Source organism: Salmonella sp. JXY0409-18, assembly GCF_020268625.1.
Lineage (GTDB): Bacteria > Pseudomonadota > Gammaproteobacteria > Enterobacterales > Enterobacteriaceae > Salmonella > Salmonella enterica.
In genome coordinates, this window is record NZ_CP084216.1 from 192,781 (window position 1) to 207,664 (window position 14,884).

The following is a 14,884-nucleotide window of genomic DNA, read 5'->3' on the forward strand; positions in this document are numbered from 1 at the left end:
GGCGGGGAATGGCTCTCTGGCATTCTGGCGTTTTAACGCAGGGGGAGAACAATGAACCGGTTTATTATGGCGGATGCGTCGGCGTGTATCGGGTGTCGTACCTGCGAGGTCGCCTGCGTGGTGTCGCACCAGGAACAGCAGAATAGCGCGGCGGTGACGACGGCGGACTTTGTGCCGCGTATCCGGGTGATAAAAGAGGATAGCTTCACCACGGCCACGGTCTGCCATCAGTGTGAGGACGCGCCGTGCGCGAATGTCTGCCCGGTACAGGCGCTTCGACGTGATCGGGGGCATATCTTCGTGACGCCTCGCGCTGCATTGGTTGTAAAAGCTGTATGCTGGCTTGCCCGTTTGGCGCGATGACCGTGGTGGCGTCCACGTCAGGCGCGCAGGCGATTAAATGCGATCTTTGCTGGCATCGGGAAGCGGGGCCGGCGTGCGTGGAAGCCTGCCCGACCAGTGCGTTACAGTGCGTTGACGCAGCACACGTGCAGCGCCAGCGCCTCTATTCTCAACCTTTCTGAACGTCGTTCCGGCCTGCATGATGGCCGGAATAACCGTCAGCCTTCACGCCAGGCGCGTTCAATCTCTTCTGCCAGAATTTTTACGCCCGCCTCGATTTTATCCGGTTCAGGCACGTAGTTCATCCGCATACATTGGTGTGTGTGCGGCCAGGGTTTATCCAGTCCGGGAAAGAAATAGTGGCCCGGCACCATCAGCACGCCGCGCGCTTTCAAGCGTTGATAGAGTAGCTCGGTGGTAATCGGCAGATCTTTAAACCACAGCCACAAAAATATTGCGCCTTCCGGTTTATGAATCAGGCAGCGTTCTTCGGATAAATAGCGACGAATGATCGCGATCGTCTGTTGAACGCGCTGATAGTAGAAAGGTTTGATAACCGTTTCCGACAGCCGCAGCAGATCGTTACGCTTAATCATTTCGCACATCATCGCCGGACCCATGCCGCCGGGCGCAAGGCTGATGATGCCGTTCATGTTGGCAATGGCGGTAATCGTCTTATCATTGGCGATGATAATCCCGCAGCGGGAGCCGGGCAGCCCCAGCTTTGAGAGGCTCATGCATAGGATAATATTGGGGTTCCACAGCGGGCGCGCCTCGCTAAAGATAATGCCCGGAAACGGTACGCCATAAGCGTTATCAATCACCAGTGGGATGTTGTGCTGATTCGCCAGTCTGTCCAGCTTCATCAGCTCTTCGTCGGTGATAACGTTACCGGTTGGGTTGGTCGGGCGCGAGACGCAAATCATCCCCGTTTCTTCGCCGATGTGCAGATGCTCAAAATCGACGTGATACTTAAACTGGCCTTCCGGCAGCAGTTCAATATTCGGGCGCGCCGAAACGAAGAGGTCGTCTTCCAGACCGGAATCCGCATAGCCGATGTATTCCGGCGCAAGCGGGAATAGTACCTTTTTCGTACTGCCGTCGGCGCGACGTCCGGCGAAGAGATTAAATAAGTAGAAAAACGCGCTCTGACTGCCATTTGTCAGCGCAATATTCTGTGGTTCGATATCCCATCCCAGCGTTTCACGTAGCAGTACGGCCAGTGCATTCAGTAGCGCCGTTTTTCCCTGGGGACCGTCATAATTACAAAGCGCATCAGCGGCTTTGCCGCTTTCTACCATCTCTGTCAGTAGCGTCTGGAAATAATCCTGCATTGCAGGGATGTGTGCCGGGTTACCGCCGCCAAGCATGATGGCGCCTGGCGTGCGTAAGCCGTCGTTGAGATCCTCCATCAGGCGGGTAATGCCTGAATGGCGGGTAAATTTATCGCCGAAAAGTGAAAATGTCATAACGGGTGATCTATCGAACTGTCTGTCAAAGTGGATAACCATAACGCTACAAATGGCGGGGCGCAAATGGGGGTCAGGCGGTAGTATTGATGTTTTATGCTACAAATTTTTATCAGGTTAGTTTTTTATTTTGAAGGGGCTACCGGTACGCGAGGGGACCGGTAGCGCCATGATTAGCGGCGGCCTGCCCAGACGACCATCACCGTATCGTCGCCGTACTGGCGTACAAAACCGTACCCGTGTTTTAGCGTCAGCGTGGTTTGTTGGCCTGCGCCGATGGCGGGATGTCTGGCGCGGAACTGGCTAATACGCTGCCAGTGCGCGACGGCTGCGGCTGACTTTCCGCTCACGTCCTGCCAGTTCATATCTGAACGGGTGCCTTGCAGGGGGTCGGAGCCGGTGGGGCCGAAGGGACGAGCGGATTCATCGCCGTAAAAGATCTGCACCGCGCCCGGCGAAAGCAGCAGCAGTTCCGCCGCCTTATCACCGCCCTCACGGAAAAGGCGCGTATCATGCGAGGAGAGGTAACTTAATACGTTGAAATCCTGCATTTTATCCGCCATCTGCTGCCAGACTGGCCCCATTTCCGCCAGGCAATCGACCGCTTTCGCGGCCTGCTCCTGATAATCAAAATTGATCATCGCGTCGAAACCATAGCGATAATAGTCACTTTTCATGACGCCGTGGCCCCACGCTTCGCCAGTCATCCAGAACGGGCTATCATCCAGCGCTTTGTCCGGATTGGCCTGCTTCCACTCGCGTAATGCCGCGCTGGCCTGGGTTTTTAGCTGTTGCCAGGCAGGAAGCTCAACATTTTTGGCAGTATCGACCCGGAACCCGTCAATGCCGTAATCATGCACCCACTGGCTTAACCAGTGAGTCAGATAATCCCGTGGCGTATAGCCTTCAATGAACTTTGCTTTAGTATCGGGTTTGTTGGCATAGAACGCGGGTAGGCCGGAAGGCGTGGTAGATTCCGTTTTTATATCCGGCAGAAAGGCCAGCGACAGGGTTAAATCGTCAAATCCCGGACTGTCGTAGTCGCCAATATCGGTACGAATCCACTTTTTCCCCCACCATTTTTCCCAGGCGGCGCTGTCGCTGAAGTTGATGTAGTCGTTAAAGCTGTGCCAGCTTTGTCCGGCGGCGGGTCGCCAGTTTGTCCAGCGATCGCCGAGAATTTTTTGCCGTTCCGCGCCGGATAAATAGAGCGCGCCGAACTGATACTCCTGCATATCCGCCAGCGTGGCGTAACCGGCATGATTCATTACTACGTCAAATAAAATACGGATGCCGCGCTGGTGCGCGCCGTCGACCAGCGCGCGGAGATCGGCTTCGCTGCCCATATTGGCATCCAGCGTCGTCCAGTCCTGAGTGTAATAGCCGTGATAGGCGTAATGAGGAAAATCGCCTTTTGTCCCGCCGCCGACCCAGCCGTGGATCTGTTCAAACGGCGAGCTTATCCACAAGGCGTTCACGCCTAATTGCTGTAGATAGTCCAGTTGACTCGTCAACCCGCGCAAATCGCCGCCGTGGAAAGTGCCAATCTCTTGCATACCATCCTTATGGCGACCATAGCTGTGGTCGTTGGTTGGATCGCCATTGCGAAAGCGATCCGTAAGCACAAAATAAACGGTGGCGTTGCGCCAGTTAAAAGGCGCTGATGCATGGGTTTCCGCGCGTTCCAGCAATAAAAGCCCGTGGCTGTCGGCAGGTTGCAGCGTGATTTGCCCGTTTTGGACGGTATCGGTTTGACCACTGTAATAATCGCGCACTACCGTCCCTTCCGGAAAGGTCTGGCTAACATCCAGCGTGAGCGGCGAACCATCCCAGACGGGACACTGGTAGGTGAGCTGTGTGGTGCGTTCAGGTTCAGTTTTTATCGATAACAACAGGGTCGGCGTACCGGAGCGGGTATCTACCGTTATTGTATAGTCGCCATCTTTAAACAAACGCCATTGCGGCGGCGCGCCTTCGCAGGGTTTTAACGACAACATCTGGTTGAGTTTTATGGCGCCGGAGGGCTGCCAGCACTGCTGGTCAATATGGAGCGTTAACGCGCGTGTACCTTTTGTTAATGCAGCATGGCTGGTAAAGCGTCCGGTTTCCTGCGTCGAGAACGTCGGAAAACCGGGCGAGGTCCATGATGAGGCGATCGCGATACCGGGTATCAGCGTCAGAGCGAAGGCGGCAAGTTTCATCACGCTATCCTTTGTGGGCAATATTCATCAGCTTGCCTGGTTTTTAGGCGAATGAACTCCTCCCCCGCAGAGAGTCGCGCAGGAGGAGGCGCGAGGGTGAGCGACGAGGCGCAAAAAAACGCCTCTATTTGCGATAAGCGCCACATTTTATTGGCATTATTGCTGTCTGTTATCGTTAATAGTTGACATAGTTTCGGATTAAGACTATTCCCTGAGGTGCTTTTTAAGCCTATTTTTGCTAGAATTTGGGGTTCAAACCTTAACTTCGTGAAAAATAAAAGGTGTTGGAATGTATCAATCCGACCAGGAGACCTAATGATATTGACTCCCATGCGACGATATGGGGCAATGATTCTTATGTTACTCACCATCGCATTTTCGGGTGAGGTGCTGGCAAAGACGCACGCAACACAAACGAGTCAAAAGTCCCACATAACCGAGAAAAGTTATAAACAGGTTAGCAGTAAACAAGAGTATTCTCGCAATAGTGCAAAGAGCAGTTCACTTCCTGATTTGCGAAAATACCCTTCCGGAACCCCCAGAAAAAAAGCGTTTCTCCGGACCGTTATGCCTTACATCACCAGCCAAAATGCCGCGATTACCGCGGACCGTAATTGGCTGATCTCAAAACAGTACCAGAACCGCTGGTCGCCGTCTGAGCGCGCGCGTATGAAAGATATCGCGAAGCGCTATAAAGTGAGCTGGTCCGGCAACACGCGTCGTATTCCGTGGAATACGTTGCTGGAGCGCGTCGACATTATCCCAACCAGCATGGTGGCGACGATGGCGGCGGCGGAAAGCGGCTGGGGAACCTCTAAACTGGCGCGTAGCAACAATAACCTGTTCGGCATGAAGTGTACGAAAGGGCGTTGTACCAATACGCCGGGTAAGGTGAAAGGTTACTCGCAATTCGCGTCGGTTGAGGAGTCGGTGAGCGCGTATGTCGCCAACCTGAACACGCATCCGGCTTATTCTTCTTTCCGCAAGTCGCGCGCCCAACTGCGTAAGGCGGATCAGGAAGTCACCGCCACGGCGATGATTCATAAGCTGAAGGGTTACTCTACCCAGGGGTCGCGCTATAACAACTACTTGTTCGCGATGTACCAGGACAACCAGCGTCTGATCGCCGCGCATATGTAATTCTGTGTGCCGGATGGCGCTACGCTATCCGGCTTACAAGGCATCTGTAGGCTGGATAAACTACAACAACGCTTCACTATGCTGGTCGCGATACTCCTTAGGCGTAGTGACGTACTCCTTTTTAAACACCGAATAGAAATATTGCAGTGACGGGTAGCCGCACATTTGCGAAATTTCGTTTATCGCCAACGTGGTAGAAATCAACAAACTACGCGCTTTTTCCAGCTTTTCGGCGTGGATCAGCGAATGTATCGTCTCGCCAACTTCTTCCTTAAAACGTTTTTCCAGGTTTGAACGTGAAATCCCAACCGCATCCAGCACCTGCTCGACTTTAATGCCCTTACAGGCATGGTTACGAATAAAGTGCATCGCCTGGATAACCGCCGGATCGGTCAGGGAGCGATAGTCTGTCGAGCGGCGCGCAATGACGCGCACCGGCGGCACCAGAATGCGCTGTAACGGCATCTCTTCGCGCGCCAGCAAACGGTGCAGCAGCTTCGCCGCCTGATAGCCCATTTGCCGCGCCCCCTGCGCGACGGAGGAAAGCGCGACGCGCGACAGATAACGGGTTAACTCTTCGTTATCAATACCGATAACGCAAAGTTTTTCCGGCACCGGAATATGCAGGTGTTCACAGGCCTGCAATACGTGACGGGCGCGGGCATCCGTTACGGCAATGATGCCGGTTTGCGGCGGCAGCGTCTGAAGCCAGTCGGCGAGGCGATTTTGCGCGTGCTGCCAGTTTTCCGGCGCGGTTTCCAGCCCCTGATAGACTACGCCGCGGTATTTTTCCTCGGCGACCAGCTGGCGAAAGGCGTATTCCCGTTCCGCCGCCCAATGTTTGCGGCTGGAGTCGGGCAAACCGTAAAACGCGAAGCGGTTAACGCCTTTTTCTTTTAAATGCAGGAAAGCGCTTTCAACGAGCGCATGATTATCGGTGGCGATGTAATGAACGGCGGGATAATTTTCAGCAAGATGGTAAGAACCGCCGACCCCGACAATGGGTACGTCGACATCGGCCAATAATTGCGCGATATCGTCATCATCGTAATCGGCAATAACGCCGTCGCCTAACCACTCTTTAATGTTATCGATACGGGCACGGAAATCTTCCTCAATAAATATATCCCATTCGGATTGCGAGGCTTGTAAATATTCACCCACCCCCTCCACTACCTGACGGTCATAGGCTTTATTCGCGTTAAATAACAGAGTGATGCGGTGACGTTTATCAAACATGAGGATATATCCTGCAAAAGTGAACCTGGACTCATGGATACTATCAAAACGGCTGACATAACGGTCTGGCGAATGATGACAAATTATTTTGCGCCTGAAACGTTATGCGAAATTCATCACAGCAAACGGCGGATGACAATTGTCATTTCTTATCTGTATATTACGGTTTTTTGTTTATTTTCCAGGATTCGATCGCGATCGCTTTTTTCTTCTGTGGTTTTCAGCGTTTTTTTGAGAGCCAGAGCACATTTGGGGATTCTCTTAATAGCGGTGTGAAATAACGTAATTGAGCAATAAATCAGGAAATTCCAGTATGACGTTATGTCGTTTACTTGCCGTCTTATCTGATTATGGAGCTCACTATGCAGGCTTATTTTGACCAACTCGATCGTGTTCGCTATGAAGGCCCTCAATCGACTAACCCGCTGGCATTTCGTCATTACAATCCCGACGAGCTGGTTTTAGGTAAACGTATGGAAGATCACCTGCGTTTCGCGGCCTGTTACTGGCATACCTTCTGCTGGAACGGCGCGGATATGTTTGGTGTAGGCGCGTTTAATCGTCCGTGGCAGCAACCGGGCGAAGCGCTGGAGCTGGCGAAACGCAAAGCGGACGTGGCGTTTGAATTTTTCCACAAACTGAATGTGCCTTTTTATTGCTTCCATGACGTGGATGTGTCGCCGGAAGGCGCGTCGTTGAAAGAATATAAAAACAACTTCGCGCAGATGGTGGATGTGCTGGCGGCGAAACAGGAGCAGAGCGGCGTAAAACTGCTGTGGGGAACAGCGAACTGCTTTACCAACCCGCGCTATGGCGCAGGCGCCGCCACTAACCCGGACCCGGAGGTCTTTAGCTGGGCAGCGACGCAAGTGGTTACGGCAATGAACGCCACGCATAAACTGGGCGGCGAAAATTACGTCCTGTGGGGCGGGCGCGAAGGTTATGAAACGTTGCTGAATACCGATCTGCGCCAGGAACGCGAACAGATTGGCCGCTTTATGCAAATGGTGGTCGAGCACAAACATAAAATGGGTTTCCAGGGCACGCTGCTGATTGAACCGAAACCGCAGGAACCGACAAAACATCAGTATGATTATGACGTTGCAACGGTCTATGGCTTCCTCAAACAGTTCGGCCTGGAAAAAGAGATCAAAGTGAACATTGAGGCGAACCACGCGACGCTGGCGGGTCATTCGTTCCACCATGAAATCGCGACCGCTATCGCGCTGGGTATTTTTGGCTCCGTTGACGCCAACCGCGGCGATGCGCAACTGGGCTGGGATACCGATCAGTTCCCGATTAGCGTTGAAGAGAACGCGCTGGTGATGTACGAAATCCTGAAAGCGGGCGGATTCACGACGGGCGGTCTCAACTTCGACGCCAAAGTTCGTCGCCAGAGCACCGATAAATACGATCTGTTCTACGGTCATATCGGCGCGATGGATACGATGGCGTTGTCGCTGAAAATCGCCGCGCGTATGGTTGAAGACGGCGAGCTGGATAAACGCGTGGCGAAGCGCTATGCCGGCTGGAATGGCGAGCTGGGTCAGCAGATTCTGAAAGGACAACTCTCCTTAGGCGAACTGGCGCAGTATGCGGAGCAGCATAATCTGGCGCCAGTACATCAAAGCGGTCATCAGGAGCTGTTAGAAAATCTGGTTAACCGTTATCTGTTTGATAAATAACCCTATCTACCGGGCGACTCCGCGTTAGCCCGGCCTGTAGTCGTGATTAGCCCGGTAAGCGTAGCGCTGCCGGGCGCTTTCAGTAAAGGAACCCACACTATGTATATCGGGATCGATCTTGGTACATCGGGTGTAAAAGCTATCCTGTTGAATGAGCAGGGCGATGTGCTGGCTACGCATACTGAAAAACTGACCGTATCGCGTCCGCATCCCTTATGGTCGGAACAGGAACCAGAGCAGTGGTGGCAGGCGACGGATCGTGCGGTTAAAGGTTTAGGTCGGCAACAGTCGTTAAGTGGCGTCCGGGCGTTGGGCATCGCCGGACAAATGCATGGCGCGACATTGCTTGATAGCCGTCAGCAGGTTCTGCGACCAGCGATTTTATGGAATGACGGACGCTGTAGCGAAGAGTGCGCCTGGCTGGAAAAACAGGTGCCGCAGTCGCGTGCGATAACCGGTAATCTGATGATGCCCGGTTTTACCGCGCCCAAATTAGTCTGGGTGCAGCGCCACGAACCGGATATTTTCCGCCAGATAGACAAAGTTCTGCTGCCGAAAGATTTTCTACGGCTGCGAATGACGGGCGTCTTTGCCAGCGATATGTCGGATGCGGCGGGAACGATGTGGCTGGACGTGAAAAAGCGCGACTGGAGCGACGTTATGCTCAACGCCTGTCATTTAACCCGACAGCAGATGCCAGCGTTATTTGAAGGTAGTGACATTACCGGAACGTTGCTGCCAGAGGTAGCCAGCGCATGGGGAATGCCAGCAGTACCTGTGGTGGCGGGCGGCGGCGACAATGCGGCTGGCGCGGTCGGCGTAGGAATGATCGATGCCGGACAGGCGATGCTCTCACTTGGAACATCGGGCGTCTATTTTGCCGTCAGCGACGGCTTTCTGAGTAAACCGGAGAGCGCAGTACACAGTTTTTGCCATGCGCTGCCGGAACGCTGGCATTTAATGTCTGTGATGTTGAGCGCCGCCTCTTGTCTGGACTGGGCGGCTAAACTCACCGGGCAGGAGAACGTCCCGGCGCTGATTGCCGCTGCACAGCAGGCGGATGAGCATGCCGATTCGATCTGGTTTTTGCCGTACCTGTCCGGCGAGCGCACGCCGCATAATAATCCGCAGGCAAAAGGCGTTTTCTTTGGTTTAACCCATCAGCATGGCCCGGCGGAACTGGCGCGGGCGGTACTGGAAGGCGTGGGATATGCTCTGGCGGATGGCATGGATGTGGTTCACGCCTGCGGCGTCAAGCCCGCCAGCGTGACGCTTATCGGCGGCGGGGCGCGCAGCGAATACTGGCGTCAGATGCTATCTGATATTAGCGGGCTACAGCTTGATTATCGTACTGGCGGCGATGTGGGACCAGCGCTGGGCGCGGCGCGTCTGGCGCAAATTGCGGTGAATAAACAGACTCCGCTCGCCGATGTATTGCCGCAGTTGCCGCTGGAGCAGGCGCATTATCCTGATGCGCAGCGTCATGCGGTTTATCAACAACGTCGTGAAACCTTCCGTCGACTCTATCAGCAGCTGTTGCCGTTGATGTCATAAGTCAGAATGCCTTTCGGTTTTGGCTGAAAGGCATTTCCCGTAAATATTGATTCTATTGAATTATATCGAAGTAAGTATGTGTGTTTTCTGATTTTTATATTATTGCTAAGCAGGCGCCTTTTTCATCGCTATTTCTTCGCTTAATGTGTCTCACTCAACCACAAGGAGAGTGAGATGGACGATCACGTTGCGCGCAGGAAACGGATATTCGGCCTGGGAATGTTAGTCGTCGGTGCAGTGGTATACCTGGTGGGACTGTGGCCAGGCTGTCATACATTAAGCGAAAAGGGATATTTTTTTGCGGCAATCGTCATGTGCGGTTTTCCTGTCTTAATTCGCCAGGAACACACGGGGAATGACCGCTTGCTTTCTCGTTGTAAATCTTTGCTGTTGCTTGGCATCGGCATGGTCGCGGTCGGCGTATTTAACCTGGCGCTGGCGGGCGCGCTGAAAATACTGTGTCTGGTGGCGCTGGGGGTCAGTATATATGGAACCGATCTTTACGCTTCCTACAGTGATGATGAATGATGGCCGGAGCCATCATTGTCGTTTAGCTAACCCATTTCCGTTTATCAATACGCTGTAACAGCATGGAAAGTAGCAGGCTTCCTGTCACCGTCGCGGCAAAAACCCACACGATGTCTAACGGCGGCCAACGTTTTAACTCCAGACCATTAGTACGTAGCGCATGGATAATCAGCGCGTGGAAACCATAAATACCCAACGAATGGCGGGAGATAAGCCCCAGTCCAGGTAACGTCCGCGCATTCAGCTTATTTTTAACTACCGTGAACAGTGAGACAGCGCAAATAAACACCATGGGACCGCAATACAGATACCAGGTATCGGCAAAATTTCCGCGCCAGCGTAATTCATGCAATGTGCCGCGAGAAATAACAAATACCGCGATGATGAACAGGGCAGTGCAGATAAGCGTCAGCGATGACTTTTGCGTCTCCATCATTCCAATGGCGCGGCCCAGGATACCGTAGAGAATGTAGTAGAACGTGTCGCCGCTGATATACAGATTGATGGGCAACCATTCAACGCCGCCGATTTTTTGCGGCACAGTATTTGGGTTAGCAATAATACCAATGACCACCATCAGCGTCAGGAGCATTTTGCCGCTCACGTTTTTTACCTGGATTAATGGCGATACCAGGTAGATCACCGCAATCGCAAAGAAAAACCACAGGTGGTAAAACACGGGTTTTTGCAGCACATTTTTTAGCGAAAGCTCGACGTTGATCGAAGTAAAAAGTGAAATGTAAGCCAGGGCGACAACGCTGTAAAAGATAAGGCACAGGGCGATACGTAAAAAATGCCGCGGTTGCGCGCAGCGCTCGCCAAAAAAAAGATAGCCTGAAATCATAAAAAACAGGGGAACGCTAACGCGCGAAGCCGAATTCAGGACATTCGCAATATCCCAGTTTAGCGGGCTGACGCTGTGGGCGTTGGTGATGTACCACGTTGTAGTATGGATCATCACTACCATTAAACAGGCGATCCCTCGCAGGTTATCAATCCAGTTAATTTTAGGCTGCATCAGTTCCTCAGCTTCCGTTTCAATAGAGTTCCAGCGCGGTGGCTCACTGGAAAAATCTGACTTTCTACGCTACATCTTGTGATGGCGTAAGGAGATTCGCACAATGTGTCTGCTACCCACAAACCTTAATAATAAGACTGACCAGCAAACCAGACGGTAATAAAAATGATAATGAAGTATTTCTGTACTGTGATGATAGCCATCGCTCTGGTGGGATGCACAGCGACACCGCCACCGACGCAAAAAGCCCAGCAGAGTAAAGTGAGCCCAACACGCACGCTGGATATGGAAGCATTGTGTAAAGCCCAGGCGGCGCAGCGTTACAACACTGGCGCACAGAAAATTGCTGTTACCGGCTTCGAGCAGTTTCAGGGGAGCTATGAGATGCGTGGTAATACCTTCCGTAAAGAGAGTTTTGTCTGCTCTTTTGATGCAGATGGGCAGTTTTTACATCTTTCTATGCGGTAAAAGCCGCGCCTGGTGAGGTGTGATGCCGCGAAATCCGGCAATTTTCGCTAAACAAACCGGTTTCATACTGTATATCTCGCATCCAGCGGGTATACTGGCTCCTTCCTTTAAATCCACACGTATCCAGCACGAAATAATATGCAAAAGTTTGATACCAGGACCTTCCAGGGCTTGATCCTGACCTTACAGGATTACTGGGCTCGCCAGGGCTGCACCATTGTTCAACCATTGGACATGGAAGTCGGCGCGGGAACTTCTCATCCAATGACCTGCCTGCGCGCGCTGGGGCCAGAGCCGATGGCGACTGCCTATGTGCAGCCTTCTCGTCGTCCGACCGATGGCCGCTACGGCGAAAACCCGAACCGCTTACAGCACTACTATCAGTTCCAGGTGGTGATTAAGCCGTCTCCGGAGAATATTCAGGAGCTGTACCTCGGTTCTCTGAAAGAGCTGGGTATGGACCCGACCATTCACGACATCCGTTTCGTGGAAGATAACTGGGAGAACCCGACGCTGGGCGCCTGGGGACTCGGCTGGGAAGTGTGGCTGAATGGCATGGAAGTGACGCAGTTCACCTACTTCCAGCAGGTCGGCGGCCTGGAGTGCAAGCCGGTGACCGGTGAAATCACCTACGGTCTGGAACGTCTGGCGATGTATATCCAGGGCGTGGACAGCGTTTACGACCTGGTCTGGAGCGATGGCCCGCTGGGTAAAACCACCTACGGTGACGTGTTCCATCAAAACGAAGTGGAGCAGTCCACCTATAACTTTGAATACGCCGATGTGGATTTCTTATTCACCTGCTTCGAGCAGTATGAAAAAGAAGCCCAGCAGCTGCTGGCGCTGGAAAACCCGCTGCCGCTGCCGGCCTACGAGCGTATTCTGAAAGCCGCCCATAGCTTCAACCTGCTGGATGCGCGTAAAGCTATCTCCGTCACCGAACGTCAGCGCTACATTTTGCGTATTCGCACCCTGACCAAAGCAGTGGCAGAGGCTTATTATGCTTCCCGTGAAGCCCTCGGCTTCCCGATGTGCAACAAAGACAAGTAAGAGGCGGCCATGTCTGAGAAAACTTTTCTGGTGGAAATCGGCACTGAAGAGCTGCCACCAAAAGCCCTGCGCAGTTTGGCTGAGTCCTTTGCTGCGAACTTCACTGCGGAGCTGGATAACGCCGGCCTCGCGCACGGTAACGTTGAATGGTTTGCCGCCCCGCGCCGTCTGGCGCTGAAAGTGGCGAACCTTGCTGAATCTCAGCCCGATCGCGAAGTCGAAAAACGTGGTCCGGCGATTGCCCAGGCGTTCGACGCCGAAGGCAAACCGAGCAAAGCGGCAGAAGGCTGGGCGCGCGGCTGCGGGATCACCGTTGATCAGGCCGAGCGTCTGAAGACCGACAAAGGCGAATGGCTGCTGTATCGCGCCCACGTGAAGGGCGAAAGTACCGAAGCGCTGGTGCCGAACATGGTAGCCACCTCGCTGGCGAAACTACCGATCCCGAAACTGATGCGCTGGGGCGCGTCTGACGTCCACTTCGTGCGTCCGGTGCACACCGTGACCCTGCTGTTGGGCGATAAGGTCATTCCGGCGACCATCCTGGGCATTCAGTCTGACCGCGTCATTCGCGGCCACCGCTTTATGGGTGAGCCTGAGTTCACTATCGACAATGCTGACCAGTACCCGCAAATTCTGCTGGAGCGCGGTAAAGTCATTGCGGATTACGAAGCGCGTAAAGCCAAAATCAAAGCGGACGCCGAAGAAGCAGCACGTAAGATTGGCGGTAATGCCGACCTGAGCGAAAGCCTGCTGGAAGAAGTCGCCTCGCTGGTGGAATGGCCGGTGGTATTGACGGCGAAATTCGAAGAGAAATTCCTCGCCGTGCCTGCCGAAGCGCTGGTGTACACCATGAAGGGCGACCAGAAGTATTTCCCGGTTTATGACAACGCGGGCAAGCTGCTGCCAAACTTTATCTTCGTCGCGAACATCGAATCGAAAGATCCGACCCAGATTATCTCCGGTAACGAGAAAGTGGTGCGTCCGCGTCTGGCGGATGCCGAATTCTTCTTCAATACCGACCGTAAAAAACGTCTGGAAGATCATCTGCCGCGTCTGCAAACCGTGCTGTTTCAACAGCAGTTGGGTACCCTGCGCGATAAGACCGATCGCATTCAGGCACTGGCAGGCTGGATTGCCGGTCAGATTGGCGCTGACGTTAACCACGCCACTCGTGCGGGCCTGCTCTCCAAGTGCGACCTGATGACCAACATGGTCTTCGAGTTCACCGACACCCAGGGTGTGATGGGGATGCACTACGCGCGTCACGATGGTGAAGCGGAAGATGTCGCTGTGGCGCTGAACGAGCAGTATCAGCCGCGCTTTGCCGGTGATGACCTGCCGTCTAACCCGGTGGCCTGTGCGTTGGCGATCGCCGATAAGATGGACACTCTGGCGGGTATCTTCGGTATCGGTCAGCATCCGAAAGGCGACAAAGACCCGTTTGCGCTGCGTCGTGCCGCGCTGGGCGTGCTGCGCATCATTGTTGAGAAGAACCTCAACCTTGATCTGCAAACGCTGACCGAAGAAGCGGCGCGTCTGTATGGCGACAAGCTGACCAATGCTAACGTAGTCGATGATGTGATCGATTTTATGCTGGGTCGCTTCCGCGCCTGGTATCAGGACGAAGGTTACACCGTCGACACCATCCAGGCGGTACTGGCGCGTCGTCCGACCCGTCCGGCAGATTTCGATGCTCGTATGAAAGCGGTATCGCACTTCCGCACCCTGGAAGAAGCCTCTGCGCTGGCGGCGGCGAACAAGCGCGTCTCCAACATCCTGGCGAAAGCCACTGAGCCGCTGAACGATATCGTCCACGCCTCCGTACTGAAAGAAGCGGCGGAAATTGAGTTGGCCAGACATCTGGTTGTGCTGCGTGATAAGCTTCAGCCGTACTTTGCCGATGGTCGTTATCAGGAAGCGTTGATTGAGCTGGCTGCTCTGCGCGCGCCGGTGGATGAATTCTTCGAAAATGTTATGGTTAACGCGGAAGAGAAAGATATCCGTATCAACCGCCTGACGTTGTTGTCGAAACTACGCGAACTGTTCCTGCAGGTTGCGGATATTTCGTTACTGCAATAAGCGTTCAGTTAAATAAACAAAAACCTGCTTTCGGGCAGGTTTTTTTATAATATAAATAGTATCAGTCGATTCGCTAATAATTCTGTAACTCATAGACGCGGTTATTTCTAT

At 53.5% G+C, this 14,884-nt stretch carries 11 protein-coding genes and 1 pseudogene; 8 read left to right on the plus strand and 4 right to left on the minus strand.

Going from position 1 to position 14,884, the window contains the following annotated elements; genetic code table 11:
* Positions 1-51 precede the first annotated feature (51 nt).
* Positions 52-524 (plus strand): annotated as a pseudogene (locus tag LDB27_RS00910) (4Fe-4S dicluster domain-containing protein).
* Positions 525-560: 36 nt separating this feature from the next.
* Here LDB27_RS00910 and avtA read toward each other — a convergent pair.
* Positions 561-1,811 carry a valine--pyruvate transaminase gene (gene avtA / locus LDB27_RS00915; RefSeq protein ID WP_000144384.1) on the minus strand — a complete coding sequence of 417 codons (1,251 nt, stop codon included), beginning with the start codon at positions 1,809-1,811 and terminating at the stop codon, positions 561-563.
* 173 nt (positions 1,812-1,984) lie between these two features.
* Positions 1,985-4,012 (minus strand): alpha-amylase, encoded by a 2,028-nt coding sequence (locus LDB27_RS00920; RefSeq protein ID WP_000761320.1) that lies wholly within the window; start codon positions 4,010-4,012, stop codon positions 1,985-1,987.
* 315 nt (positions 4,013-4,327) lie between these two features.
* Between LDB27_RS00920 and LDB27_RS00925 the strand changes: the two genes are divergently transcribed.
* Positions 4,328-5,152: a protein bax gene (locus LDB27_RS00925; protein ID WP_001562170.1), complete on the plus strand. Its 825-nt coding sequence runs from the start codon at positions 4,328-4,330 to the stop codon at positions 5,150-5,152.
* A gap of 60 nt (positions 5,153-5,212) precedes the next feature.
* Here the strand turns inward: LDB27_RS00925 and xylR are convergent, their stop codons facing one another.
* Positions 5,213-6,391, minus strand: coding sequence for a D-xylose utilization transcriptional activator XylR (gene xylR, locus LDB27_RS00930; RefSeq protein ID WP_225519907.1), 1,179 nt, complete (start codon positions 6,389-6,391; stop codon positions 5,213-5,215).
* Positions 6,392-6,753: 362 nt separating this feature from the next.
* Between xylR and xylA the strand changes: the two genes are divergently transcribed.
* The 3 genes from xylA (at position 6,754) to LDB27_RS00945 (ending at position 10,158) form a co-directional block, all read left to right on the plus strand.
* Positions 6,754-8,076, plus strand: coding sequence for a xylose isomerase (xylA, locus tag LDB27_RS00935; RefSeq protein ID WP_001149561.1), 1,323 nt, complete (start codon positions 6,754-6,756; stop codon positions 8,074-8,076).
* Positions 8,077-8,175: 99 nt separating this feature from the next.
* Positions 8,176-9,630, plus strand: a complete 1,455-nt coding sequence (xylB, locus tag LDB27_RS00940; protein ID WP_000275320.1) for a xylulokinase — start codon at positions 8,176-8,178, stop codon at positions 9,628-9,630.
* Between the two features lie 174 nt (positions 9,631-9,804).
* Positions 9,805-10,158, plus strand: coding sequence for a YiaA/YiaB family protein (locus LDB27_RS00945; RefSeq protein WP_000340932.1), 354 nt, complete (start codon positions 9,805-9,807; stop codon positions 10,156-10,158).
* A gap of 22 nt (positions 10,159-10,180) precedes the next feature.
* Here LDB27_RS00945 and LDB27_RS00950 read toward each other — a convergent pair whose 3' ends face one another.
* Positions 10,181-11,176 (minus strand): acyltransferase, encoded by a 996-nt coding sequence (locus tag LDB27_RS00950; protein WP_001182584.1) that lies wholly within the window; start codon positions 11,174-11,176, stop codon positions 10,181-10,183.
* Between the two features lie 165 nt (positions 11,177-11,341).
* On the opposite strand from LDB27_RS00950, the gene LDB27_RS00955 reads away from it, so the two are divergent.
* From LDB27_RS00955 to glyS, 3 genes are all read left to right on the plus strand, one after another.
* Positions 11,342-11,644, plus strand: a complete 303-nt coding sequence (locus LDB27_RS00955) for a YsaB family lipoprotein (protein WP_000605592.1) — start codon at positions 11,342-11,344, stop codon at positions 11,642-11,644.
* Positions 11,645-11,782: 138 nt separating this feature from the next.
* Entirely contained in the window at positions 11,783-12,694 is a 912-nt protein-coding gene (glyQ, locus tag LDB27_RS00960) for a glycine--tRNA ligase subunit alpha (protein WP_001168556.1), read from the plus strand.
* Between the two features lie 9 nt (positions 12,695-12,703).
* The gene (gene glyS, locus LDB27_RS00965) at positions 12,704-14,773 is read left to right on the plus strand and encodes a glycine--tRNA ligase subunit beta (protein WP_001291738.1); all 2,070 of its coding nucleotides are present in this window, start codon (positions 12,704-12,706) and stop codon (positions 14,771-14,773) included.
* Positions 14,774-14,884 lie beyond the last annotated feature (111 nt).